Origin of the sequence: Modestobacter roseus, assembly GCF_007994135.1 — a bacterium.
In the GTDB taxonomy this organism is placed as follows: Bacteria; Actinomycetota; Actinomycetes; order Mycobacteriales; family Geodermatophilaceae; genus Modestobacter; species Modestobacter roseus.
Window position 1 is genome coordinate 2076199 of record NZ_VLKF01000001.1, and the last position, 24066, is coordinate 2100264.

The window sequence follows — 24066 nt, forward strand, 5'->3', positions numbered from 1 at the left end:
CGGTCAGGCCGCGGGACGCTGCTGCTCGTCGGCCGCGGGTTCCGCGGCGCGGTGCCGGTGCAGGCGGGCCACCACCCAGAGCGTGACCACCAGCTGGACGGCGGTGACCGGCAGGCCCAGCACCACCGACGAGGTGCCCAGCCAGCCCACCTCGTTCTGCCACCAGAACAGCCCCTGGACCGCCGCGCGGAGCAGGAACACCGCGCCCCACAGCACGGTCAGCCACGAGTAGGCCCGCAGCATCCGCGGGTCGTCGCGCCAGTGCACCTCCGGGGCCACGTCCGGCTCCCGCGCCCGGACGACCTCCTCCGCGGCGGCGTCGACGTCGACCGCGGGCACCGGGGCGCGGCGACCGGGGAGCCGGTCGCGCAGCGACGACAGCCGGTGACCCGACATGGCCCCCAGGTGGCTGGGCGCCAGCCACTCGGCGACCACGCCGACCAGGGGCCGGCGGAACAGCAGCGACCCGAGCAGCACCAGCGCGATGCCGGCGTTGCGCACGATCCCGAGGACGAAGAAGTCCCGGGCCTCCCCCGTGCGCCAGGCGATCAGGACGGCGACGGCGACGGCGAACAGGCCGCTGATCGCCTGCTGGACGGTCTGCCGGCGGACCAGCCGCAGCAGGAACACCAGCACCGCGGCGGCGACCGCGGTCCAGATGCCGACCCGGAGACCGCCGACGGCGTTGGCCACGACGAAGGCGACGGTCGGCAGCGAGGCGTCGACCATGCCGCGCCAGCCGCCGAGCTGGTCGAGCACCATGTGCCGGTCGAACGTGAACGCCGGGTCGCCGGCCGGACCGGAGCCCGAGGGACCCGCTCCCGTGGGCCCGGTCACCGTCGGGTCATCCGGCGCACAGCTCGTACCGCGGGTTGTAGATGACCCGCCGCCCCTCGAAGGCGCCGAACCGGCCGTGGGCGGTCAGCCGCCGGCCGGGCTCGATGCCGGGGATCCGCCGCCGGCCGAGCCAGACCAGGGTGACCGACCCGGAGCCGTCGAACAGCTCGGCCTCCAGGGTGGGGACCGTCTCGCGCGGGGTGTAGACCACCGACTTCAGCCGGCCGGTGACGGTGACCACCTCGCCCTTGCGGCACTGGCTCAGCGGCTCGCAACCGGCGGAGGCGACGTCGGACTGGAGGGCCCGGGCATCGACCTCGTGGTCGTCGGCGGTGAGCTTCTGCAGGGTGCGGGACAGCCAGCCCCGCGCGCCCGGCTGGGCGGCCGGTGCCCCGCTGCGCGCATCGGCCCCGCCCTGGGTCCTGGTCTCGGTCACGAGCCCAGGGTAGTGCCGTGCCGGGCGGCTGTCGGGCGTGTGCTGAGCCACGCGACGGTGCGTCGCCAGGGGCCGGCGGCGACGTCGATCAGGACCATGTGGTCACCGGGCACGAGGTCGACGTCGACCCGGTCGCCGGCCCGCCCGGCCGCCGCGGCGTACCGCTCGCTCTGCGCCGGTGGGACGGAGGTGTCCTGGAGGCCGTGCACGCAGAGGGTCGCCGCGCCGGTGGGCAGCAGCCGCGCCGGGTCGGCCACGGCGTACCGGTCGGGGACGTCGTCCGGGCCGCCGCCGAGCAGTTCCTGGGTCGCACCGTCCCCCAGCCCCGCCGCGGCTGCCGCGGCCAGGTCGAGCACCCCGGCCTGGAGCACCGCGGTGGCCACCCGGACCCGGGGCCCCGCACCGAGGGCACCGGGCGGCAGCGCGCCACGCCCGGCCAGCCAGGCGGCCAGGTGCCCACCCGCCGAGTGGCCGATCACGGCCACGTCGTCGAGGTCCAGGCGGTCGGCCCCGGGCAGGTCGGGCAGCGCGTCCACCGCGGCCGCGACGTCGGCCAGCGTGGTGGGCCAGCCGCCGCCGGCACCGACCCGGCGGTACTCGACCGCGACGGCCGCCCACCCGCGACCGGCGAGGTCGGCGGCGAGCGGGCGGGCCAGTTCGATGCCGTAGGGGGCCCGCCAGAAGCCACCGTGCACGACCACCGCCACCGGAGCCGGCCCGTCGCCGTCCGGCAGGGTCAGCTCGAGGAACTGGTCGCTCGCGGGCCCGTAGCGGTGCACCGCCGGGGCGCTCACCCGGCGGCGCCGGCCGGGGGTGTGGGCGGGGTGACCGGCGACGCGGGGGGCGGGGTGGCCGGCGGCGTGACCGGCGGGGTCACCGGCGACGCGGGGGGCGGGCTGACCGGTCGGGCAGCGGGCGGGGTCACCGGTGGCGCCGCCGGGCGGGCGGCCCGCGGGGCCGCCGCGCGACCGGCCTGCTGCTGGCGGGCCAGCTGCTCGGCGGCCTGCGCCGGCAGCTTGAGCGGCAGCGGGTCGCGCACCGGCATCGGCTCGCTGCCCCGGACCACCACGATCTGCCGGAACGCCTCCTCGAGGGCGGACGGGTCGCCGTCCGGGGCCGCGGCCGGCCCGTTCAGCAGCCCGCGCAGGAACCACCGCGGACCGTCGACCCCGAGGAACCGGGCCGCCCGCCGCTCCGGCTTCGGCGCGGGCTGGCCGGGCTGCCCGGCCGTCGTCGCCACCACCGTGCCGGAGAGCTCGGGGCCGAACGGGCCCTCGGACTCGGCCAGCCGACCACCCTGGCCACTGGCGCTGCGGGCCAGTTCGGCACGGACCTCGTCCCACAGCCCGCCGGCCCGCGGGGCGGCGAACACCGAGACCTGCAGCAGCGACTCCCCCGCCCGCAGCGTGGCGGCCACCACCTGCTGCTGCTGGTTGACCTCCACGCGCAGCTCCATGCCCGGGACGGCAGGCAGCCGCAACGAGCCGAGGTCGATGCGCGGCATCCCGTCGTCCGGGGCGTCGGCGGCGTCCCACGGCCCCGCGGTGCCCACCTCCACCCGCTCGCGGATCTGCGGGTCCGGGGGGACGCCGCGCTCGCGCAGGGTCCGGTCGATCCGGTTGCGCCGTCGTCCGATGGGCATCTCAGGGCCGTCCTTCCACGTGGTCTGGGGTCGGCGCCGTGTCTGCGGCGTGCGCCGTGGGGTCTGCGGCCAGCGCCGTGGCGCCGCCCGTGGAGCCGTGGCCGCCGCTGCCGCGCTCGCTGCGCGGCAGCTCGGTCACCGGCACGAACCGCGCCCGCACCACCGGCTGCACCACCAGCTGGGCGACCCGGTCGCCGCGGGAGAGCCGGAGCGTGGTGCGGGGGTCGAGGTTGACCAGGTTCACCTTGATCTCACCGCGGTAGCCGGCGTCGATCGTGCCGGGGGCGTTGACCAGGCTCAGGCCCAGCCGGTGGGCCAGCCCGGAGCGCGGGTGCACGAACCCGGCGTACCCGGCGGGGATGGCCACCGCCACCCCGGTGCCGACCAGCGCCCGCTGGTGCGGGGCGAGCTCGACGTCCTCGGCCAGGCAGAGGTCGGCGCCCGCGTCACCGGGCAGGGCGTAGACCGGCGCCACCGCACCGGCCCCGGTGAGCAGCACCGGCACGTCGACGACGTCGTCGTCGGCCGGGACCGGGGAGCCGGGAGGGAGTGCGGACACGCCGCGAGGCTAGCCGCGCCGCGCGGTTCAGGACCGGGGCGGGGGCAGCGGCGTCCGCAGGTCCGCGCGCACCCGGTCGGCCAGCGCGACGGTCGCCTTGCGGTTGCCCCGCGCCGCCAGCGTCGCACCGACCAGCAGCGGGGCCAGCGACGTGGTGCTGCGCGCCAGGCGGCGGGTGAGCTGGCGGCGCAGCGCGGCCGCGCCGGCCGAGCCGATCATCGCGAACAGCCCGCCCGAGGAGGCCGCGCCGACGGCCCGCTGGGTGCTCCAGCTGGCGAGGTAGGCGGAGGCCCGCCGGCGTGCGTCCCCGGGGGCGGGCCGGCCGGCGAGCTCGTGCAGCTCGCCGACGAGGACCACCTCGACGGCGGCGGTGAGGGCCGTCTGCGCGCCCAGTTCCAGCGGCACCGCGAGCATCGTGGGCGGGGCGAACCACTGGGCCGCGGCCAGTCCACCGGTGGCCGCGCCGACGCCGCCGGTCAGGCGGGCCGCCCGCGCGACCAGCGCCTCGGCGATCTCCTCGTCGGTGGCGCCAGGGTGGGCGGCCCGCAGCCGCGCCCGGTCCCGGATGGGCAGCCGCGGGGCGGCCGCGTCGAGCAGGTCGCCCAGCAGGCCGCCCGGCGCCGTCGCCCCGTGGGACCTGCCCCCCTGCGACCGGCCCGCGCCGGCGGCGCGGTCCTCGCCGTTGCGCGCCGAGCGGGCGGCACCGGCGAGGGCGCCGGCCACCTCCGACAGCACCCGCCCGGCGGCCGCCGCACCGCCCCGGTCCTGCGCCGACCCGGCGGTCGCCGACGGGCCGGGCGCCGCGTCCCGGCCCAGCAGCGCGGCGACGGCGTCGGCCAGCGCCCGGGCCGCCGCCCCGAGCCCCGGGCCGACGACCTCGCCGACCACCGGCTCCTGCTCGGTGCCGCCGACCGGGCGCGGCGGCGGGACGTCCCGCGGCGCGCTGCTCCGGTGATCGGACTGGCTCATGGTCTTCCCCCCGGTGAGGTGGTGGAACGGCCCCCGCGCCGGGTCCCGCCGCGAGCGTGCGGGCGGCGGGGGGCACGGGGGTCCTCCGTCAGGAGCAGTCGCGGCAGAAGAGCTGGTCGCCACGGGTGCTGGCGAGCCGGCTGCGGTGCTGCACCAGGAAGCAGCGCGAGCAGGTGAACTCGTCCTCCTGCTTGGGCAGCACCCGGACGGTCAGCTCCTCGTTGGAGAGGTCGGCGCCGGGGAGCTCGAGGTTCTCGTTGAAGTCGGTCTCGTCGACGTCGACCGAGGACGACTGCGCCTCCGCCCGGCGGGCCTTGAGCTCCTCGAGGGAGTCCTCGCCGAGCTCGTCGGCCTCGTTGCGGCGGGGGGCGTCGTAGTCGGTGGCCATGGGGTGCCCCTTCTCTCTGTTCATCGCGGGCGTGCTGCCCGTTCGTCGCCGGCGGCACCTGAGCACCACCGGCCGGTGGTCCCGGCTGCCGGAGCGGCCGGAGGGTCTGTCGCCGGCCGGGGCCCACGGGTGGACGCCAGCACTCCGGCAGGCCCCCCAACGTGGTCCGGCCCCGGTTTGTGCCCGCCCGTGCGGGGGCGACACATCGGGCGCACGGAGCGGCCGCCGGACGGCCGCTCAGCACGGGGAGCGCCAGAGGCTACCCTGCGCCGATGGCGACTCCGGTGGGTGCCGATCCGGCCGTCCTCGGGCCTCATCTGGCCCGCGTGCTCGGCGACGACGCATGGCGTTCGGTGCGGGTGGAACTGATCACCGCGGGCATGTCCAACCTCACCTACGTCATCACCCCCGCGGGCGGGTCGGCAGACGACTCCCTGGTGCTCCGCCGGCCGCCGACCGGCGCCGTGCTGGCGACCGCCCACGACATGGCGCGCGAGCACCGGGTGATCTCCGCCCTGGCGCCCACCCCGGTGCCGGTGCCCCGCACCGTGCACCTGGAGACCGACCCCGGCGTGCTGGGTGCGCCGTTCTACGTCATGGAACGGGTGACCGGCGTGCACGTGGCGACCGCCCTGCCCCCCGGCTACGCCGACGAGCCCACCCAGCGCCGCGCGGTGGCCGACGGCCTCGTCGACGTGCTGGCCGACCTGCACGCGGTCGACCCCGCCGCCGTGGGCCTGGCCGACTTCGGTCGGCCGGAGGGCTTCCTGCAGCGGCAGGTGCGCCGCTGGACCACGCAGTGGGAGGCCACCCGGGACACCGACCGCCCGGAGCTGGACGCCCTCGCGGCCGAGCTGGCCGCCCGGGTGCCGATGAGCACCCGGTCGGGCATCACCCACGGCGACTACCGCCTGGACAACTGCCTGCTGGACCCCGCCGAGCCGGGCCGGGTGCGGGCGGTGCTGGACTGGGAGATGTCGACCCTGGGCGACCCGCTCACCGACCTGGGCATGCTGTTCGTCTACTGGCCGCAGGCCGGTGAGGACGCCGGGCTGACCATCTCCCCGGTCACCGCGCTGCCCGGGTTCCCCACCCGCCGGGAGCTGGCGCAGCGCTACGCCGATCGGACCGGGGCGGACCTGGGCGACCTGTCCTGGTACGTCGGCTTCGCCTGGTTCAAGTTCGCGGCCATCGTGGCCGGGGTGGTGGCTCGGTCCCGCGCCGGGGCCATGGCCGGGAAGGACACCACGGGTTTCGCGGAGAAGATCGGCCCCTGCGTGGACCGGGGACGCGCCGCACTGGCCGACGGTGCGCTCTAGCGACCCCACCCGCCACTAGAGTCACACGCCGTGAGCGAGCCGGGAAGTGACAGCACGCGGCGTCCCCCCGGCACCCGGGGTCGCCGCCCCCTGCCGGCGCTGGTCTTCCTGCTCGTGCTCGCCCTCGCCGCCCTCGGCGTCTGGTGGAACGTGCTGGGCGACGAGCGCGCCCGCGACCGGGCCGAGGCGGCCGCGTGCAGCGACGCCGACGAGGCGCCGCCGTCCCTCGACCCGGCGACGGTGACGCTGCGGGTGCTCAACGCCACCGACCGGGGCGGGCTGGCCGGTGAGGTCTCCGAGGCCCTCGTGGCCCGCGGGTTCGTCGTCGACGAGGTCGGCAATGACGACTCCGGGGCCGAGGTCACCGGGGTGGGTGAGCTGCGGTTCGGCTCCCGCGGCCGGGAGGCGGCCGACTTCCTCACCGTCTTCGTGCCCGGGGTGACCGAACGCCCCGACACCCGCGCCGACGCGCGGGTGGACGTGGTGCTGGGCCCGGACTACGCCGAGCTCGCTCCCCCGGAGCAGGTTGCCGCGGCGCTGGCCCCCGCGGCGAGCGCCGACCCCACCTGCTGAGGTCGGGCCCCGCGCGGTCCGCGGACCGGACCGCTCAGCGGTCGGCGTGCAGCCGCTCCAGCAGCTCGACCAGCGCCCCGGCGACCTGCGGCGCCGCCGCCACCGCCATCGGCTCGGCGAACGGCCGGCCGGCGGTGCCGGTGACCACCAGGCCCGCCTCCTCGGCCACCAGCGCCCCGGCCGCGTGGTCCCACGGCTTGAGGTCCAGCTCGTAGTAGGCGTCGACCCGGCCGGCGGCGGCCGCGCAGAGGTCCAGCGACGCGCAGCCGACCCGGCGGATGTCGCGCACCTCGGGCAGCAGCTGGGCGACGACCGCGCCCTGCAGCCGGCGCTGCTCGGCGCGGTACCCGAACCCGGTGGCCACCAGCGTCTGCTCCAGCGACGCCGGTGCGCTGCCGTGCAGCTGGGTCGCCGCGGCCCCGGGCGCCGTCAGCCAGGCGCCCCGGCCGCGGACGGCGGTGAACTGCTCCCCCGTGGCCACGTTGAGCACCACGCCGACCTCGGTCCGGCCCTCGACCTGGGCGGCGATGGAGATCGCGTACGCCGGCAGCCCGTAGAGGAAGTTGACGGTGCCGTCGATCGGGTCGACGACCCAGCGCACCCCGCTGGTGCCCTCGTGGGCGGCGCCCTCCTCGCCCAGGACGCCGTCCCCGGGCCGGGCCTCCAGCAGCCGGCGCACGATCAGCGCCTCGCTGGCGGTGTCCACGGCCGTCACGACGTCGACCGGGCTGGACTTGGTGTCGACCTGCTCGGCCGCCGTGCTGCGACCGGCGCCGACCAGGGCCGCGGCCTCCTCGGCGGTGGCCCGGGCGAGCTCGAGCAGCTCGGTGGACAGGTCGGGCGAGTCCGGGCCGGGGGTGGGCGTCGTCGCGCCGGAGGTCATCACGGAGAGGGATCCTGCCCGACCCGTGCACCGGACCTGCGTGCCCTCGTCCCGGGGAGGTCGCTAGCCTCCCCCCGTGCAGGGCTTCGGAGTGGACATCGGTGGCAGCGGCATCAAGGGCTGCGTGGTCGACCTGGACAAGGGCGAGCTGGTCGGGGAACGGGTGCGCATCCCCACCCCGCAGCCGGCGCTGCCCGACCCGGTCTACGCCGTGGTGGCCGACATCGTCGGCCAGTTCGGCTGGGAGGGGCGCATCGGCGTCACCTACCCGGGGGTGATGAAGCACGGCGAGGCGTACACCGCCGCGAACATGGACAAGAGCTGGATCGGCACCGACATGGCCGCCGGGCTCGAGGCGGTCATCCCGGGCACCGTCCAGACGCTCAACGACGCCGACGCCGCCGGCATCGCCGAGATGGCCTACGGCGCGGGCCGCGAGGAGCGCGGCCTGGTCCTCATGCTCACCTTCGGGACCGGCATCGGCAGCGCGCTGTTCATCGACGGGCGCCTGGTACCGAACACCGAGTTCGGGCACATCGAGGTCGACGGCGAGGACGGCGAGAAGCGCGCCTCCGCCTCCGCCCGCGAGCGGGAGGGCCTGAGCTACCCGGAGTGGGCCAAGCGCGTCGACCGGTACCTCGACGTGCTCGAGCTGAGCCTGTGGCCGGACCTGATCATCGTCGGTGGCGGGGTCAGCAAGAAGTCCGACAAGTGGGTGCCGCTGCTGTCCACCCGCACCCGGGTGGTGCCCGCCCAGCTGCTCAACGACGCCGGCATCGTGGGCGCGGCCCTCGCCGCGGAGCAGCACATCGGCCAGTGAGCGCGCCGGGGGCCGGCGGCGGTGCGGCCGGGCCCCCGGTAGGTCCCCGGGTCTCCCCCCGCGGGGGGACGGCGCAGGTGACGGGGCCCCTTCCCGGCGAGAACCAGTGGACCGGTGCCGGGGCGTCGCTACAATGGAAGAGCCCCACCATCGCCTCTCCCCCAGCCAGCAGGACATCCCCTGTCGATCACCCGGCCAAACACCGGGGGTTCCGTCGTCGGGTCCTGCCGCCGGGCCGGCGCCGGGGCCGCTGCCCGCGGGCCACACGGTCCTCGAGGAACGCACCGCAGTACGGGAAGGAACCTGAGTGCCCGCCGATCAGCAGGGTCCGGAAGCAGCCGCCGTGAGCCGCCCCAGGACGGTCGCCGCGCGCTCCAGCGCCACGTCGCAGTCCACCGCAACCGTGACCGCAGCCGCGAAGAAGGCCCCGGCCAAGAAGGCAGCCGCCAAGACCACGGCGAAGAAGGCCCCGGCGCGCAAGCCGAGCATCACCCCCTCTCCCGGCACCGGCGAGGGCACCGTGCTGACCGCCGTCGCCTCCGACGGCGCCGCGGTGGCCGTCGTCGACGCCGGCGCGGAGGGCCTCAAGCTCGACGAGACCGTCGTCACCGGCAAGGACGGTGTCGCGGTCACCGAGCCCGAGGAGAAGGAAGCCGAGGGCGGCACCGACTTCGAGTGGGACGACGAGGAGGAGTCCGAGGCGCTGCGCCAGGCGCGCAAGGACGCCGAGCTCACCGCCTCCGCCGACTCCGTCCGCGCCTACCTCAAGCAGATCGGCAAGGTCGCGCTGCTCACCGCCGAGGAGGAGGTCGACCTCGCCAAGCGGATCGAGGCCGGGCTCTACGGCGCCGAGCGGCTGCGCCAGGTCGAGGAGGAGGGCCAGAAGCTCTCCCCCCAGATGCGCCGCGACCTCAACTGGATCGTCCGCGACGGCGAGCGCGCCAAGAACCACCTGCTGGAGGCCAACCTCCGCCTGGTGGTCTCGCTGGCCAAGCGCTACACCGGCCGCGGCATGGCGTTCCTGGACCTGATCCAGGAGGGCAACCTGGGCCTGATCCGCGCGGTCGAGAAGTTCGACTACACCAAGGGCTACAAGTTCTCCACGTACGCCACCTGGTGGATCCGCCAGGCGATCACCCGCGCCATGGCCGACCAGGCCCGCACCATCCGCATCCCGGTGCACATGGTCGAGGTCATCAACAAGCTCGGTCGCATCCAGCGCGAGCTGCTCCAGGACCTGGGCCGCGAGCCCACCCCGGAGGAGCTGGCCAAGGAGATGGACATCACCCCGGACAAGGTGCTGGAGATCCAGCAGTACGCCCGGGAGCCGATCAGCCTCGACCAGACCATCGGCGACGAGGGCGACAGCCAGCTCGGTGACTTCATCGAGGACTCCGAGGCGGTCGTCGCCGTCGACGCGGTCAGCTTCACCCTCATGCAGGACCAGCTCACCAGCGTGCTGCAGACCCTCTCGGAGCGGGAGGCCGGCGTCGTCCGGCTGCGCTTCGGCCTCACCGACGGCCAGCCGCGCACGCTGGACGAGATCGGGCAGGTCTACGGGGTCACCCGCGAGCGGATCCGGCAGATCGAGTCCAAGACGATGTCCAAGCTCCGGCACCCGAGCCGGTCGCAGGTCCTGCGCGACTACCTGGACTGAGCACGGACCCCGTCCTCCCTTGGACGGGCCGACAGCGGGGCCTCCGAGCGGTTCGCTCGGGGGCCCCGCTGCGTTTCTGCTCCGGCCACGCGCCTCCAGGGGCCGGCCGTGCCCTCCGGGATGGCGTCCTCCGGGATCGGGTCCTCCGGGATGGTGTCGCGCCCGGCAGCGGCGGCCGCACGGGCCTCCGCGTCGTCCGACGGCGCCACGTGTCGACATTGGCCGGGCGACGCGCCCGCCTCTGACGGGTGACGGCGCGGTGTGCGGCGGCGCGGACCGGGTAGACGGCGTAGCGTGGGCCCCGTCAGAACAGCAGCGGACCCACCGCCGGCCTCGGCCGGCGCAGCACGACCAGTACGTGAACAACCCGGACCGAGTTCCGGAACCAGTGTCGTCCCCTGCTGACCCGATCACCAGCACCACTGCGCCCCGTCGGTCACGTACTCATCTCAATCGGCGAGTCCGTGCACACCGGAGTGTGGATCGGGAACACGAGGGACCATCCTGGCGCTGTGCAGGAGGCCGATCCGCAGCCGCGGGTCCGTGCGGTAGAGAGCGAGTGATGAGCCAGATGACCCAGACGCTGACGACGACCCCGCCCACCGACGACCTCGTCGTTCCCTTCCACTGCGACCGCTGTGGGGCTCTGGCCAAGGTGCGCGTGGTCCTCGGTAACGGTAGCGACCTCGTGTTCTGCGGGCACCACGCCCGCGAGTACGACAGCAAGCTCCGCGACATCGCCGTCGACATCATCGACACAGACGGCGAGGCGCGCTTCAGCAACTGAGGAGGGCCTCTATCGTCGCGCCAGCGATGAAGCCCTCACTCGACGAAGCCGCCGACTCCCCGCCCCCGCCTCGCGCGGACGGGGGGCCGGCGGCTTCGTCGTCCCCGGGACGGCCCGGCCGTCCCGACCGAGCAGGAGTGCGTGTCATGCCGCAGGACCCCGCCCGAGACAGCGACACGGTGCGGTTGCACCCGGACGGCACGGTGAGCAGCGGCCGCCCCACGCCGCCGCCCGCCGCCGTCTCCCCTCCCCGCGCGACCGAACCGACGGAGCCCAGGGCCGCCGAGACGCCGGCCGGCTCCGCGGACCCGGCCGAGGTGGTGGCGCCCCCGGCGGCGGACGAGACCGTCTCCTGGTCGGCCACCCCGCCGGTCGAGGCGCCCCCGTCCGCCACCCCCGTCGCTGAGGAGGGCACCGCAGCGGACGACACCACCGCGGAGAGCGGGTCAGCCGCCGGTACCAGCTCGGCCGGCGACTCCCCGGGATCCGACCCCGGGGAGTCCACGAGCCTGCTCCCGGTCGACCCGGGCACCCCGGGTGCCGGCGATGACACAGCCACTCCTCCCCCGCCCGTGGACGGTGACGGCGACGGGCCCGAGGGTCCGCCGGCCGGCGACGCCGGCTCCGGCCGTCCCTGGTGGCGGCGCACCGCGGTGCTGGCGCCGGTGGCCGCCGTCGCCGTGCTCGGCGCCGCGTACGGCATCGACCTCGCGGTCTCCTCGGGCGACGTGCCACGGAGCACCGTGGTCGGCGGGGTGGACATCGGTGGGCTGAGCCCGGCGGCCGCGGCGACGCGGCTGGAGGAAGAGCTGGGGCCCCGGGTGAGCGCGGACCACCCGGTGCTCGCCGGCGACGTCGAAGGCGTCGTCCACCCGCCGGCGGCCGGCATCACCCTCGACGTGCCGGCCACCGTCGACGCCGCCGACGACCAGCCGCTCAATCCCTGGACGCGGCTGTCCACGCTGTTCGCCGACCGCACCGTCACCCCCGTGCTCACCGGCGACGAGACCGCGCTCACCGCCCAGGTCGACCAGCTGGCCGCCACCGTCGACCAGCCACCGGTCGAGGCGACCGTGGTCATCGAGGGCACCAGCCCCCGGCTGGTCGAGGCCGCCGACGGCCGTCGTCTGGACCGCGACGGTGCGGCCGAGGCGATCACCGCTGCCCTGGCCAGTGGCGGTGACCCGACCCGGGCCATCGAGCTGCCCGTCGACGTCGACCCGGCCACGGTGCCCGACGCCGAGGCCCAGCGCGTGCTCGACGAGACGGTCACCCCCGCCCTGGCCGCACCCGTGCGGGTGGTGGGCGCCGACGGCGCCGACTCGGCGGAGATCCCGGTGGCGGCCATCGCCGCGTCGCTGACCTTCACCCCCCAGGAGGACGGCACCCTCGCCGTCGCCGTCGACCCGCAGGCGCTCAAGTCGCAGATGGGCGAGCAGTTCGCCGTCTTCGGCTCCCCCGCGGAGGACGCGCGCTTCGAGGTCTCCGGGGACTCCATCGCCGTCGTCCCGTCGGTCGACGGCGAGGGCATCAACCCCACCGACCTGGCCCAGCAGCTGCTCCCCGTGCTCACCCAGGCGGCTCCGCGCGAGGTCACCGCCGTCCTCGGCCCCGTGCCGGCCGAGTTCACCACCGAGCAGGCGCAGGCGCTGGGCATCGAGGAGCAGGTCAGCTCCTTCAGCACGAACTTCACCAACACCGCCAGCGGCACCAACATCCGCGTGGTCGCCGCCGAGGTCGACGGCGCGCTGGTGCTCCCCGGGGAGACGTTCAGCCTCAACGGCTACACCGGCCCCCGGGGCACCGCGCAGGGGTACGTACCGGCCGCGGTGATCAGCGGCGGGGAGCTCTCCCAGGCGGTCGGCGGCGGGATCAGCCAGTTCGCGACCACGATGTTCAACGCCGTCTTCTTCGCCGGCCTGGAGGACGTCTACCACAAGCCGCACAGCTTCTACATCAGCCGCTACCCCGCCGGCCGGGAGGCGACGGTGTACGAGGGGCAGATCGACCTGCAGTGGCGCAACGACACCGACACCGGCATCTACGTGCAGACCGAGTGGGTGCCCGGGTCGATCACCGTGACCTTCTGGGGCACCAGGTACTACGACATCGAGTCGATCAGCAGTGACCGCCGGAACCTGCGCGCCCCGGCCCAGCAGGAGAAGATCGACGACGGCAACTGCACCCCCCAGTCCGGCTCCACCGGGTTCGACATCACTGTGACCCGGGTGTTCCAGGACCTGAACACCGGAGCCGAACTGCGGCGGGAGGCCTTCGACACCCGGTACGCCGCCGAGGCGATCATCCGGTGCGTCCCGCCGCCGGCCGAGCCGGCACCGGGTGACCCCGCGGCGTCCGGCGCACCCACGCCGACGCCCACGCCGACGCCGCCGGGCGGCTGACCGCTCCTCCCCCGCCCGGGGGCGTCCCGACCGGTGGACCGGGGTCGCGGCGGCAGACAGGCGTGCACACTGGGCAGGTGGCGTCCGCTGTTCCGCACCCCTCCGTGGAACAGGTGTCCCCGGAGAGCGAACCGGAGCCTGCAACCGTGGACGACCCCGGGGACGCCGAAGCGTCGGTGGACCCGGCACCGCCGGGTGCCACCCGCGTCCGGCGCACCCGGGTGGCCGGCTGGCCGGCGCCGATCCGGATACCGCTGCACGTGCTCGGCCGCACGGTGGCCAAGGCCTGGAACGACCGGATCCTGGGGCTCTCCGCCGAGGCCGCGTTCTGGCAGATCCTGTCGGTCCCCCCGCTGCTCATCGGGCTGCTGGGATCGCTGGGCTACCTCAGCTCGTGGATCGGTCGCGAGGCGGTCGAGCAGGTCGAGGCGGAGCTCGTCGCCGCGTCCGCGCAGGCGCTCACCGAAGGCGTCGTGGCCGACCTGGTGCAGCCGACCCTCAACGACATCCTCGGGTCGGGGCGACTGGAGATCGTGAGCTTGGGCTTCCTGATCTCGCTGTGGGCCGGGTCGTCGGCGACGGCGACGTTCATGAACACCATCGTCATCGCCTACGACCAGCGCGACGTCCGCGGCCCGATCCGCACGCGGCTCAAGGCCCTGTGGCTGTTCGTGGTGGGCCTGGTGATCGCCGTGTTCACCCTGCCGCTGCTGGTGCTCGGCCGCGGGACGCTCGTCGACCTGCTGCCGGCCGACTGGCAGGGCACCGCCACGGTGCTGGTCAACGCCGTCTACTGGCCGCTGGTGGTGATCGGCCTGGTCCTGGCGCTGACGAGCTTCTACCACGTGATCCTGCCGCGGCGGATCCCCTGGCACCGGCACCTGCCCGGCGGGCTGTTCGCCGTGGCCTTCTTCATCGCCGCGGCGGTGGTGCTGCGCGGCTACGTGGCCGACATCCTCACCACCGCGCTGCCCTACGGCGCGCTGGCGGCACCGATCGCGGCGCTGCTCTACTGCTTCCTGCTGGGCTTCTCGATGCTGCTGGGTGCCGAGCTCAACGCCACGATCGAGGCCCGCTGGCCGGCGCCGCGCAAGCGCCACGACGACCGGCGGCAACGACGCCGGGCCGCGAAGATCGAGCTGGAGGCCCACAAGCTCGGGATGCGCTGAGCACTGTGCTCCTGGTCGGCCTGCCGGCCTCCAACCGCGGCCAGGTGCCGTCCCGGACCGGGTGGAGCCCCGCCGCTGACGGCGGGAGCCTCCGGCCCCGCGCCGCCGGCGCGGACGCGCTGACGCGCGGAGATCAGAGGGCCGGTTCCCCCTGCTACTTCTTGAGCTGGTTGTAGACCTCCTTGCAGGCCGGGCACACCGGGCTGCCGGGCTTGGGGCTCTTGGTCACCGGGAAGACCTCACCGCAGAGGGCCTCGACCATCGTGCCCATGACCGCGCTCTCGGCGATCTGGTTCTTCTTGACGTAGTGGAAGACCTCGTTGGCGTTGCCGGTGTCGGCGTCCCGGGTGTCCGGGCGCTCGAGGATGTCGGCGCTGCTCATGGGCTGCTCCCTCAGTTCTCGGGTTCGGACCGGCATCCGGTCCGTAACGGGCCGCCACCATGATGACAGGGTGCCGAACCCCTCCCCCTCCTCCGCGTCCGTCGTCTCACCCGAGGTGGCCGACGCGCTCGCCGCCGGCCGCCCCGTCGTCGCCCTGGAGAGCACCCTGCTCGCGCACGGTCTCCCGCGTCCGGAGAACCGGGCCGCGGCGGACCAGGTGGAGGCCGCCGTCCGCGCAGGCGGAGCCGTGCCCGCGACCATCGCGGTGCTCGACGGGGTGCCGCACGTCGGGCTCACCGCGGCGGAGGTCGACCGGGTCTGCGCCGACGAGGAGCTGGCCAAGCTGGGCGTGCGCGACCTGCCGGTCGCCGCCGCGCTGGGCCGCAGCGGCGCGACCACCGTCTCCAGCACCGCGCTGCTGGCCGCCCGCGCCGGCATCGGCGTCTTCGCCACCGGCGGGCTCGGCGGGGTGCACCGGCTCGCCAGCGAGACCTTCGACGAGTCCGCCGACCTGGTCGCCCTGGCCCGCACGTCGCTGGTCGTGGTGTGCGCCGGGGTGAAGTCCATCCTCGACGTCCCGGCCACCCTGGAGCGCCTGGAGTCGCTCTCGGTGACCGTCGTCGGTTACCGCACCACCCGGTTCCCCGGCTTCTACGTGGCCGACTCCGGCTCCCCCGTCGACTGGTCGGTGGACAGCGCCGCCGAGGCGGCCGCGGTGTTCGCCGCCCGCCGGGACCTGGCGCCCGGTGCGGTCGTCGTCGCCAATCCGTTGCCCGCCGACCAGCAGCTGGACACCCGGCTGCACGACCGGGTCATCGCCGACGCGCTCGCCGCCGCCGATGCGGCCGGCGCCCGCGGCAAGGACGTCACGCCGTTCATCCTCGGCCACCTGCACGAGGCCAGCGGCGGCGCGAGCCTGGCGGTCAACGTGCGGCTGGTGCTGCGCAACGCCGAGCTGGCCGGTCAGATCGCCGCCGAGCTCGCCGCGCTGTCCCGCTGATGAGTGCGCCGCCGGTCGTGGTCGTGGGCGACGTCTGCACCGACGTCGTCGTGCTGCTCGCCGGGGCCGCGGCGCCCGGCTCGGACCGGCCGGCGCGGATCAGCAACGCCGGCGGTGGCGCCGCGGCGAACGTCGCCGCCCACCTGGCGGGGCTCGGCACACCGGTGCTGCTGGCCGGCTGCACCGGGGACGACCCAGCGGGCCGGGCGCTGGCGGCCGAGCTCTCCGCGGCCGGCGTCGGGCTGGCCCTGCGCACCGTTCCGGGCGCGGCCACCGGCACGGTGATCAGCCTCGTGGAGCCGGACGGCGAGCGCAGCATGCTCGCCGACCGCGGCGCGAACCTCGCCCTGCACCCGGACGACGTCCCGACGCCGGGAGCCGGCGGGCACCTGCACCTGTCCGGCTACACCCTGCTGGACCCCCGTCCTCGGGCCGCGGGGCTGGCTGCGCTGGCGGCGGCCCGGGCCGCCGGGTGCACCGTCTCGATCGACCCCGCCTCCACCGGCCCGCTGCGCGGGTACGGGGTCGAGCGCTGGCTGGCCGACACCGCGGGGGCGACGCTGCTGCTCCCGAACGCGGCCGAGGCCTGCCTGCTGGCCGGCACCAGCGACCCGGTCGCGGCGGCCCGACTGCTGGCCGGCCGCCACGAGGTCGTGGTGGTCAGCCTCGGCGCCGACGGTGCGCTGTGGGCGGCGGGGGACGTGCTGGTGCACCGGCCGGCGCACCCGGCGACCGTCGTCGACACCACCGGCGCCGGGGACGCGTTCGCCGCCGGTGTGCTGGCGGCCTGGCACGAGGCCGGCGGCTCGCCCGACGCGGGCCCGGCGCTCGACGCCGGTCTGGCGCGCGCCGCCACCGTCGTGGGGCGGCCGGGCGCGCGCTGAGCCGCTCACACGTCGATGACGCGCGCCTTGCTGCTGCCGGACTCGAGGATCCGGTCCGGCGGCGAGGGCCGGTAGCGGTTCGGGTCGAGCTTCTTCTTCGGCGGGCGGTCGTTGGCCATGACCACCGCGATCCACGGCAGGATCGTGCCGAGGACCGCGAAACCGATCATCAGCCACAGCGAGTACTGGTAGCTGACCGCGGCCGCGATGACGCTGAGACAGCGGATGCCCATGGTGATCAGGTACCGCCGCACCCGGGCGTCGTGCTGGTCGGAGACGCTGGGTTCCGCCTCGGTGATGAGCACCGGCTCGCTGCGCTGGTGCCGGCTGGTGGACTGGCTGGAGGCCACGGACGCCCTTCCCTGGACCGGGCCGGGGGAAGGGCGGCGGTGGTCGGCTGGAGTTGGTGCTGGGTGGAACGACCGGCCCCCGGAGCCCCCGGCTCCTCGCTGCCCATCGTGCCACTCGATCGCGCGCCACGCAGGCGCTCCGGGCGAGTCAGCCGCGGGCGGCTCTCGCCTCCTTGGCGGCCTGCTTCACCGCCTGCTTGTGGGCGCGCACCTCGGCCAGCGAGCCGGGGTCGGTGATGTCGGCCACCGAGCGGCGGGAGCCCTCCTCGCCGTACTCCCCCGCTGCCTCGCGCCAGCCCGCCGGGGTGACGCCGTACTGCTTGCCCAGCAGGGCGAGGAAGATCTTCGACTTCTGCGCCCCGAAGCCCGGCAGCTCGCCCACCCGCCGGAGCAGCGTCGCGCCGTCCGGCGCGTCCGCCCACAGCCGTTCCGCCCGCCCGTCGTAGCGCTCGACGAGCAGCCGGCAGAGGTCCTGGGTGCGAGCGGCCATCGAGCCCGGGTAGCGGTGGACGGCCGGCGGTCCCTGGAACACCCGCGCCAGGTGCTCCGGGTCGGCGGTGGCGATGGCCGTGGCGTCCAGGGTGCCCACGCCCAGCCGGTCGGCGAGCAGCCGGGGGCCGGCGAACGCCCGCTCCATCGGGAACTGCTGGTCCAGCAGCATCCCGATCAGGAGCGCCAGCGGGTCCCGGCCGAGGAGTTCGTCGGCGGCGTCGTCCTGGGTGAGGCGGAGGGTCGGCACCCCGACATCCTGCCGCACCGGGACAGCCCGTTTACCCGTGCGCCCGCACGGGCAAGCGGATAACTTCCGACCACCGCTGGACCCCTCGACCGACCACGCGAGAACGGAGAACCGGCCAGATGGCGACGAAGAAGGACGACGCGGGCACCGAGCAGGAGCACGGCGGCGGCATGTCGCACCAGACGAAGATGTACCTGCGCTTCGGCGCCATGATCCTGACCGCCATGGTGGTCATGTACTGGACCATGTTCGCCTCCACCTGGGAGTGGAGCCACGTCCAGTTCAGCGAGAGCCGGGTCTTCATGGCGATCACCATGGGCGGCACCATGGGGCTGGTCATGCTGGCCTGGATGCTCAACATGTACAAGGACATGAAGGGCAACATCGCGATCGTCGCGGCCAGCCTGCTGCTGCTGGGCGGCGGCATCGCCCTCGACCGGAGCCAGGCGACGGTGGCCGACACCGACTGGATGCAGGCGATGATCCCGCACCACTCGCTGGCCATCACCCGTTCCGAGCACGCGGACATCGACGACGTCCGCGTCTGCCAGCTGGCCGTCGAGATCATCGTCGCCCAGGAGCGGGAGATCGCCGAGATGGAGTGGCTGATCGAGGACATCGAGGAGAACGGCGAAGCCGAGACGGTCGAGGAGGCCCTGGCCAGGGCCGTCCCCGAGTTCGACGGCGCCGCGCTGCGGGACTGCCCCGACCTCCCGGCCTCGGAGTCCGACCAGCCCTGAATGACCCGGGGAACGCAGCCTGGACGGCCGGCGCGACCGGGTCAGATCGCGAGCAGCAACGCCGTGAAGGCGAGGCAGGCGGCACCGAGCACCGGGACGTGCGCACGTCCGGAGGCGGGCAGCTGCTGCTTGAGGCTGGTCAGGACGATCGAACCGCTCAGCAGCGCGGAGAAGACGCGCACGGCGGCATCGCCCAGGTCGACGGCGAGGCCGACGCCCCAGCCCACCAGCACGGCCGCGGCCAGCGCCCACCGCACCCACCGGTCGTAGGCGCGCGGGTCCTCGTCGCGCAGCGAGATCTCCCCGGTGAGGTACCGGGCGGACAACGCGACCGTGTACAGCGCCAGCTCGGCCGGACCCGGGCGCACCTGGTGCACGAGCAGGTAGCCGACGAAGAGGTTGAAGACCAGGTAGAGAGCGCCGCTCGCCCAGAACGGCCACGGGGTCGGGGGGTGCCCCTGTCGGCGCTGCTCGCGACGGTCCCGGTCCTGGGCCCAGTCGAGCACCGCGTAGTACAGCAGCAGGCCGGCCAGCGCGACGAGGAACGAGTGCCGGGTCAGCACCCCGAGCAGCCCCTGGTCCGCGGTCGCCGGCTGGGCCAGGTCGGGGAGCAGCCGGGCGAAGACGTAGGCGAGCCCCAGCCCACCGGCGACCGACTGGAACCAGGCCGACCCGGGCGAGATCGCCTCGCGCGCCCTCGGCACCAGCAGTTGCACCAGCACCAGGACACCGGCGGCCGCCAGGGTCGCCAGCGGTGTGCCGCTGTCGGTCATCGGAGCGGCCGTCGGCACGGGGTGGCGCTCCTTCTCACTGGTGGGGTCCTGCCCCACGAGCACGCGAGCGCCGGTCGGACGGAGCCGGGGAACCCGGCCAGTCTGCCTGCTGCCAGCCGTGACGCGTGGGCCGCGCCGGGTCCGCCGTCGACCCGTTCGTCAGGATGACCCCGTGCGCGCGGTGGTGACGAGGGTGAGCTCGGCGTCGGTGACGGTTGACGGCGAGGTGGTCGGGGCGATCGGAGCCGGGCTGCTCGCCCTGGTCGGCGCCGGGCGCGACGACGACGCCGACCGCGCCCGGGCGCTCGGGCGGAAGGTGCACGAGCTGCGCGTCTTCACCACCGACGACGGCGCCCGGTCCGTCGGCGACCTCGGGCTGCCCGTCCTGGTGGTCAGCCAGTTCACGCTGTACGCCGACACCCGCAAGGGGCGCCGCCCGAGCTGGCAGGACGCCGCGCCCGGGGAGGTCGCCGAACCGCTGGTGGCGGAGGTCGTCGCCGAGCTGCGTCGCCGCGGCACGACGGTGGCGACCGGGCGGTTCGGCGCACGGATGCAGGTGGCCTCGGTCAACGAGGGCCCGATGACCTTGCACCTGCAGGTCTGATCCGGTCACCGCCGGGTACGGGAGACGGTGCTGTCAGTCACACCTGGCCATTGCCTGTGAGTTCCGCCGGGTCGGAACACCCTCCCGACCCGGTCCGTTGCACACGACGTACCACACAGGACCTCACGGGCGGAGAGCCACCCCGGACACCACCGGGCCGACGCTCTGACCGACGACGCCGGGGTGCACAGCGGGCCGACACGGGCCGCGGTGCATCCGGACACCGAAGCAAGGACGAAGACTCATCGTGACGCTGCTGCAGTCCTCCACCACCGACACCCTCGAGGTGCGCTCGCCGCGCCGTGCCCCGGACACCAGTGGCCTGGTGTCGACGGACCTGGTGCGCGTCTACCTCAACACCATCGGCAAGACCGCGCTGTTGACCGCCGAGCAGGAGGTCGAGCTGGCCAAGCGGATCGAGGCCGGCCTCTACGCCGACCGGCTGCTGGGCGAGAAGAAGCTGACCCCGGCGCTGACCCGCGACTACAAGCTGCTCGCCGCCGACGGCAAGGCGGCCAAGGCCCACCTGCTGGAGGCCAACCTCCGGCTGGTCGTCTCGGTGGCCAAGCGGTACACCGGCCACGGCATGACGTTCCTGGACCTCATCCAGGAGGGGAACGTCGGCCTGATCCGCGCCGTGGAGAAGTTCGACTACACCAAGGGCTTCAAGTTCTCGACCTACGCCACGTGGTGGATCCGCCAGGCCATCACCCGGGCGATGGCCGACTCCGGCCGCACCATCCGGCTGCCCGTGCACCTGGCCGAGCAGGTGAACAAGGTGGTGCGCACCCGTCGCCGGATCCACCAGGAGCTGGAGCGGGAGCCCACCCCCGAGGAGCTCGGTCTCGAGCTCGACATGACCCCGGAGCGGATCACCGAGCTGCTCGAGTACTCCCGCGACCTGGTCAGCCTCGACCAGACCGTCGGCGCCGACGAGGAGTCCCGGCTCGGTGACTTCATCGAGGACGCCGACGCTGCCGTCGCCGAGGACGCCGTCGCCTTCCAGATGATGAAGGGCGACGTGCGCAACGTCCTGGAGACGCTGGAGGAGCGCGAGCGCGACGTGGTGATCATGCGCTTCGGTCTGGACGGCAACCAGCCGCGCACGCTGGAGCAGATCGGCAAGCAGTTCGGGCTGTCCCGCGAGCGCGTGCGCCAGATCGAGCGGGAGACAATGACCAAGCTGCGCGACCCGCAGCGCGCCGACGCCCTGCGGGACTATCTCGGCTGAGCACATGGCGATCCTCCGGATCGCACCGCGGCCAACGGCCGTACCCGCGCTGCGCTGAGCCGTTGGCCGTGATCCGGGCGGGAGTCTCCGGCCCCGCCCGGATCACGGACCGTCCTACGGCCGGGTTCTCCGTACTCGTTCCCGGCTGAGCCCGTCCCGACTGAGCAGTGCCAGAGCCGCCGTCCCCTCCGGGGGACGGCGGCTCTTCTCATGTACCCGGGCGGAACATCCGGCGGGGACCGGCGTCGAGGCGGGCGGTGGGCGGGCCGACCCGGACGGCCGCGCCGGCCACCACCAGGGAGCGGCCGCCGTGCCACGCCTCGGCCGGGCCGACGATCACCGGCTCGAGGGTCAGCCCGAGCACCTCCGGCAGGTCGTCGGCCAGCCGGGCCACCCGCAACAGCAGCTCCTCCAGCGCCGCGGTGTCCACCGGCGCACTCCCCCGGTAACCGTCGAGCAACGGCCAGGCCCGCGGCTCCCGGACCAGTTCGTGGGCGTCGAGGTCGGTCAGCGGCAGCGTCCGGTAGGCGCGGTCACCCAGCAGGTCGGTCGCCACGCCACCGAGCCCGAAGCTGACCAGCGCGCCGAAGGACGGGTCGTCGACCACCTCCACGACCGTGCCCACCCCGGGCGCTGCCTGCTCCTGCACGATCACCGGGTCGCCGGCCGGGATGGCCGCGAACGCGGCGCGCACGTCGTCGGCGTCGGCCAGGTCGAAGCGCATGCCACCCAGGTCACGCCGGTCGCGCAGCCACGGGGCGGTCGACTTCATGACCACCGGGTAGCCGATCGCCTCCGCCGCGGCGACCGCCGCGTCGGCGTCGTCGACCCGCCGCGTCCCCAGCACCGGGATGCCGTAGGCCCGCAGCAGGGCCATCGTCTCCTCGTCGGTGAGGTCCCGGCCGGTGGGCGTGCCGTCCAGCGCACCGAGCACCGCCGCGCGACCGGCGTCCTCGTCGACCCCCGCCAGCTCCGGGACGACGCCGATCGGGCGCCGCCGCCACCGGGCGTACTCGCTGACCTTGGCCAGCGCGATCACCGCCCGCTCCGGGGTGGAGAACGACGGGACCGAGCCGCGCGCCGGCATGCCGTGCTCGTCGTGCACCGCCAGCTCGTCGGGGATGCCGTCGGTCGACAGGTAGTTGGCGACCACCGGCTTCGCCGATCCCTCCGAGACCTCGCGCAGCACCCGGCCGAAGGTCTGCTCACCGCTCAGCAGCGGCGGCAGGAACACCGCGACCACCGCGTCGACGGCGTCGTCGTCGACCGCGGCCTGCAGCGCGGCCCGGAAGTCCTCGGGGCCACCGCCGGTGCCGATGTCGACCGGCCGGTCGTGGGCCAGCTGCAGCCCCTGGTCCAGGACGGCGTCGGCGACCAGGACGCCCATCGCCGTGGAGTTGCCGACGATCGCCACCCGGTCACCGGCCGGCAGCGGCTGGTGGGCCAGCAGGGTGCCGACGTCGAACAGCTGGGCGAGGGTGTCGACGCGGATGACGCCCGCGGACGCGAACAGCGCCGCGACCGACTGCTCCGGCACCGCCACGCTGGTGCCGGCCAGACCCGCGGTCATCTTCACGTGCCGGCCGCTCTTGACCGCGACCACCGGCTTGGTGCGCCCGACGCTGCGGGCCAGCCGGGCGAACTTGCGCGGGTTGCCGAAGCTCTCCAGGTGCAGCAGCACCACCTCGGTGGCCGGGTCGGTGGCCCAGTACTGCAGCAGGTCGTTGCCGCTCACGTCGGCGCGGTTGCCGGCGGAGACGAAGCTGGACAGCCCGATCCCCCGGCCCCGGGCCCGCTCCAGCAGCGCCACGCCCAGCGCGCCGGACTGGGCGAAGAACCCCACCCGGCCGCGCCCGGGCACGTGGGGCGCGAGGCTGGCGTTGAGCCGGACCGCCGGATCGGTGTTCACCACGCCCAGGCAGTTGGGACCGACCACCCGCATCCCCGACGCGCGCGCCGAGGCCACCAGCGCCCGCTCCGCGGCCCGCCCCTCCGGGCCGGTCTCGCCGAACCCGCCGGAGATCACCACCAGGCCCTTGACCCGCTTGCGGCGGCAGGCCTCGACCACGCCCGCGACCTCCTCGGCGGGCACGGCGAGCACGGCCAGGTCGACGTCGTCGGGGATGGCCTCGATGTCGGCGTGCGCGGGCACGCCACGCACGTGCCGCACCGCGGGGTTCACCGGGTAGATGGGCCCGGCGAAGCCGTACTCCAGCAGGTTGTGCAGCACCGCCGACCCCACCTTGGTCGGGTCGTTGCTCGCACCGACCACCGCCACCGACCCGGGGGTCAGCAACCGGCCGATGGAGCGCGACTCGCTGCGCTGCTCCCGCTCGTGCGCCACCGCCAGCGACTTCTCGGTCGGGGCGATCGGGAAGCTGAGGTGGACGACGCCGTCCTCGTAGGACCGCTTGGCCGAGTAGCCGGCGTCCTGGAACACCCGGATCATCCCGGAGTTCTGGCTGAGCACCTCGGCGACGAACCGGGTGATCCCCCGCTCCTGCGCGGCGGCCGCCAGGTGCTCCAGCAGCACCGACCCGAGGCCGCGGCGCTGGTGGGCGTCCTCGATCAGGAAGGCCACCTCCGCGTCGGCGGTGCCCGGCAGCCGGTCGTAGCGGCCCACCCCGATCAGCTCGTCGCCGAGCAGGACGACGAACGCGACCCGGTCGACGTGGTCGACGTGGGTGAACCGGTGCAGGTCCTTGTCCGCCAGGCGCCGCACCGGCCCGAAGAACCGGTAGTAGCGGGTCTGCTCGCTGCTGCGGTCCATCAGCCCGACGATGCCGTCGGCGTCCTCGGGCGTGATCGGGCGCAGGTGCACGGTGCCGCCGTCGGCGGCGACGACGTCGGCCTCCCAGTGCGGCGGCGGCGCAGCCGGTTCCTGGCTCGTGGTCACAGGTCCTCCCGGCCATCCAGCAGGGG

General features: G+C 74.9%; 25 protein-coding genes. 12 read left to right on the plus strand and 13 right to left on the minus strand.

The features are described from left to right. Nucleotides 1-3: 3 nt before the first annotated feature. From JD78_RS09885 to JD78_RS09915, 7 genes are all read right to left on the minus strand, one after another. Nucleotides 4-837, minus strand: coding sequence for a DUF3159 domain-containing protein (locus JD78_RS09885; RefSeq protein WP_228394870.1), 834 nt, complete (start codon nt 835-837; stop codon nt 4-6). 7 nt (nt 838-844) lie between these two features. Then, nucleotides 845-1273, minus strand: coding sequence for an OB-fold nucleic acid binding domain-containing protein (locus JD78_RS09890; RefSeq protein WP_228394869.1), 429 nt, complete (start codon nt 1271-1273; stop codon nt 845-847). Continuing rightward, nucleotides 1270-2067, minus strand: coding sequence for an alpha/beta hydrolase family protein (locus JD78_RS09895; RefSeq protein ID WP_153355938.1), 798 nt, complete (start codon nt 2065-2067; stop codon nt 1270-1272). The genes JD78_RS09890 and JD78_RS09895 overlap by 4 nt, the downstream gene beginning before the upstream one ends. Beyond that, on the minus strand, nt 2064-2915 hold the full coding sequence (locus JD78_RS09900) for a DUF3710 domain-containing protein (RefSeq protein ID WP_153355935.1): 852 nt from the start codon (nt 2913-2915) through the stop codon (nt 2064-2066). The genes JD78_RS09895 and JD78_RS09900 overlap by 4 nt, the downstream gene beginning before the upstream one ends. Nucleotide 2916: 1 nt before the next feature. Beyond that, nucleotides 2917-3474, minus strand: coding sequence for a dUTP diphosphatase (gene dut, locus JD78_RS09905; RefSeq protein WP_228394868.1), 558 nt, complete (start codon nt 3472-3474; stop codon nt 2917-2919). Between the two features lie 27 nt (nt 3475-3501). Next, nucleotides 3502-4443 (minus strand): hypothetical protein, encoded by a 942-nt coding sequence (locus tag JD78_RS09910; RefSeq protein ID WP_153355932.1) that lies wholly within the window; start codon nt 4441-4443, stop codon nt 3502-3504. Nucleotides 4444-4531: 88 nt separating this feature from the next. Next, the gene (locus JD78_RS09915) at nt 4532-4831 is read right to left on the minus strand and encodes a DUF4193 domain-containing protein (RefSeq protein WP_153356348.1); all 300 of its coding nucleotides are present in this window, start codon (nt 4829-4831) and stop codon (nt 4532-4534) included. A gap of 272 nt (nt 4832-5103) precedes the next feature. Between JD78_RS09915 and JD78_RS09920 the strand changes: the two genes are divergently transcribed. After that, nucleotides 5104-6150 carry a phosphotransferase family protein gene (locus tag JD78_RS09920; RefSeq protein ID WP_153355929.1) on the plus strand — a complete coding sequence of 349 codons (1047 nt, stop codon included), beginning with the start codon at nt 5104-5106 and terminating at the stop codon, nt 6148-6150. A gap of 30 nt (nt 6151-6180) precedes the next feature. Then, on the plus strand, nt 6181-6723 hold the full coding sequence (locus JD78_RS09925) for a LytR C-terminal domain-containing protein (protein ID WP_153355926.1): 543 nt from the start codon (nt 6181-6183) through the stop codon (nt 6721-6723). 34 nt (nt 6724-6757) lie between these two features. Here JD78_RS09925 and JD78_RS09930 read toward each other — a convergent pair whose 3' ends face one another. Then, nucleotides 6758-7606: an inositol monophosphatase family protein gene (locus tag JD78_RS09930; protein ID WP_153356343.1), complete on the minus strand. Its 849-nt coding sequence runs from the start codon at nt 7604-7606 to the stop codon at nt 6758-6760. Nucleotides 7607-7682: 76 nt separating this feature from the next. Between JD78_RS09930 and ppgK the strand changes: the two genes are divergently transcribed. From ppgK to JD78_RS09955, 5 genes are all read left to right on the plus strand, one after another. After that, nucleotides 7683-8426 (plus strand): polyphosphate--glucose phosphotransferase, encoded by a 744-nt coding sequence (ppgK, locus tag JD78_RS09935; RefSeq protein ID WP_153355923.1) that lies wholly within the window; start codon nt 7683-7685, stop codon nt 8424-8426. A gap of 343 nt (nt 8427-8769) precedes the next feature. After that, on the plus strand, nt 8770-10083 hold the full coding sequence (locus JD78_RS09940; RefSeq protein ID WP_228394867.1) for an RNA polymerase sigma factor: 1314 nt from the start codon (nt 8770-8772) through the stop codon (nt 10081-10083). Nucleotides 10084-10645: 562 nt separating this feature from the next. Continuing rightward, the gene (locus JD78_RS09945) at nt 10646-10870 is read left to right on the plus strand and encodes a DUF7455 domain-containing protein (protein ID WP_208104066.1); all 225 of its coding nucleotides are present in this window, start codon (nt 10646-10648) and stop codon (nt 10868-10870) included. 146 nt (nt 10871-11016) lie between these two features. Continuing rightward, a complete protein-coding gene (locus tag JD78_RS09950; RefSeq protein ID WP_153355918.1) occupies nt 11017-13272 on the plus strand; it encodes a VanW family protein in 2256 nt (751 codons plus the stop codon). 146 nt (nt 13273-13418) lie between these two features. Next, nucleotides 13419-14441, plus strand: a complete 1023-nt coding sequence (locus JD78_RS09955) for a YihY/virulence factor BrkB family protein (RefSeq protein WP_228394866.1) — start codon at nt 13419-13421, stop codon at nt 14439-14441. A gap of 154 nt (nt 14442-14595) precedes the next feature. Here JD78_RS09955 and JD78_RS09960 read toward each other — a convergent pair whose 3' ends face one another. After that, entirely contained in the window at nt 14596-14823 is a 228-nt protein-coding gene (locus tag JD78_RS09960) for a DUF3039 domain-containing protein (RefSeq protein WP_153355915.1), read from the minus strand. 70 nt (nt 14824-14893) lie between these two features. Between JD78_RS09960 and JD78_RS09965 the strand changes: the two genes are divergently transcribed. Both JD78_RS09965 and JD78_RS09970 read left to right on the plus strand, forming a co-directional pair. Further along, a complete protein-coding gene (locus JD78_RS09965) occupies nt 14894-15823 on the plus strand; it encodes a pseudouridine-5'-phosphate glycosidase (protein ID WP_228394865.1) in 930 nt (309 codons plus the stop codon). Next, nucleotides 15823-16707 carry a carbohydrate kinase family protein gene (locus JD78_RS09970; protein WP_153355909.1) on the plus strand — a complete coding sequence of 295 codons (885 nt, stop codon included), beginning with the start codon at nt 15823-15825 and terminating at the stop codon, nt 16705-16707. The genes JD78_RS09965 and JD78_RS09970 overlap by 1 nt, the downstream gene beginning before the upstream one ends. Before the next feature lie 5 nt (nt 16708-16712). On the opposite strand, the gene JD78_RS09975 is transcribed toward JD78_RS09970, so the two are convergent. Together JD78_RS09975 and JD78_RS09980 are read right to left on the minus strand one after the other, a co-directional pair. Further along, a complete protein-coding gene (locus tag JD78_RS09975; protein WP_153355906.1) occupies nt 16713-17057 on the minus strand; it encodes a DUF3099 domain-containing protein in 345 nt (114 codons plus the stop codon). Between the two features lie 148 nt (nt 17058-17205). Beyond that, nucleotides 17206-17796 carry an HhH-GPD-type base excision DNA repair protein gene (locus tag JD78_RS09980; protein WP_153355903.1) on the minus strand — a complete coding sequence of 197 codons (591 nt, stop codon included), beginning with the start codon at nt 17794-17796 and terminating at the stop codon, nt 17206-17208. Between the two features lie 119 nt (nt 17797-17915). Between JD78_RS09980 and JD78_RS09985 the strand changes: the two genes are divergently transcribed. Next, complete coding sequence (locus tag JD78_RS09985) at nt 17916-18536, plus strand: DUF305 domain-containing protein (protein WP_153355900.1); 621 nt, start codon at nt 17916-17918, stop codon at nt 18534-18536. A 41-nt stretch (nt 18537-18577) separates the two neighbouring features. Here the strand turns inward: JD78_RS09985 and JD78_RS09990 are convergent, their stop codons facing one another. Further along, nucleotides 18578-19327, minus strand: coding sequence for a hypothetical protein (locus tag JD78_RS09990; protein ID WP_153355897.1), 750 nt, complete (start codon nt 19325-19327; stop codon nt 18578-18580). A gap of 154 nt (nt 19328-19481) precedes the next feature. On the opposite strand from JD78_RS09990, the gene dtd reads away from it, so the two are divergent. Both dtd and sigB read left to right on the plus strand, forming a co-directional pair. After that, complete coding sequence (dtd, locus tag JD78_RS09995) at nt 19482-19913, plus strand: D-aminoacyl-tRNA deacylase (RefSeq protein WP_153355894.1); 432 nt, start codon at nt 19482-19484, stop codon at nt 19911-19913. A gap of 247 nt (nt 19914-20160) precedes the next feature. Beyond that, nucleotides 20161-21144 carry an RNA polymerase sigma factor SigB gene (sigB, locus tag JD78_RS10000; protein ID WP_194290377.1) on the plus strand — a complete coding sequence of 328 codons (984 nt, stop codon included), beginning with the start codon at nt 20161-20163 and terminating at the stop codon, nt 21142-21144. A gap of 208 nt (nt 21145-21352) precedes the next feature. Here sigB and JD78_RS10005 read toward each other — a convergent pair whose 3' ends face one another. Then, nucleotides 21353-24040, minus strand: coding sequence for a bifunctional acetate--CoA ligase family protein/GNAT family N-acetyltransferase (locus JD78_RS10005; RefSeq protein WP_153355891.1), 2688 nt, complete (start codon nt 24038-24040; stop codon nt 21353-21355). Between the last annotated feature and the right edge of the window lie 26 nt (nt 24041-24066).

Coding starts and splice junctions, on each gene's coding strand:
- JD78_RS09900 (WP_153355935.1), bottom strand. CDS start 2,915: ATGCCCATCGGACGACGGCGCAACCGGATCGACCGGACCCTGCGCGAG.
- JD78_RS09910 (WP_153355932.1), bottom strand. CDS start 4,443: ATGAGCCAGTCCGATCACCGGAGCAGCGCGCCGCGGGACGTCCCGCCG.
- JD78_RS09915 (WP_153356348.1), bottom strand. CDS start 4,831: ATGGCCACCGACTACGACGCCCCCCGCCGCAACGAGGCCGACGAGCTC.
- JD78_RS09920 (WP_153355929.1), top strand. CDS start 5,104: ATGGCGACTCCGGTGGGTGCCGATCCGGCCGTCCTCGGGCCTCATCTG.
- JD78_RS09930 (WP_153356343.1), bottom strand. CDS start 7,606: ATGACCTCCGGCGCGACGACGCCCACCCCCGGCCCGGACTCGCCCGAC.
- JD78_RS09945 (WP_208104066.1), top strand. CDS start 10,646: ATGAGCCAGATGACCCAGACGCTGACGACGACCCCGCCCACCGACGAC.
- JD78_RS09950 (WP_153355918.1), top strand. CDS start 11,017: ATGCCGCAGGACCCCGCCCGAGACAGCGACACGGTGCGGTTGCACCCG.
- JD78_RS09960 (WP_153355915.1), bottom strand. CDS start 14,823: ATGAGCAGCGCCGACATCCTCGAGCGCCCGGACACCCGGGACGCCGAC.
- JD78_RS09970 (WP_153355909.1), top strand. CDS start 15,823: ATGAGTGCGCCGCCGGTCGTGGTCGTGGGCGACGTCTGCACCGACGTC.
- JD78_RS09985 (WP_153355900.1), top strand. CDS start 17,916: ATGGCGACGAAGAAGGACGACGCGGGCACCGAGCAGGAGCACGGCGGC.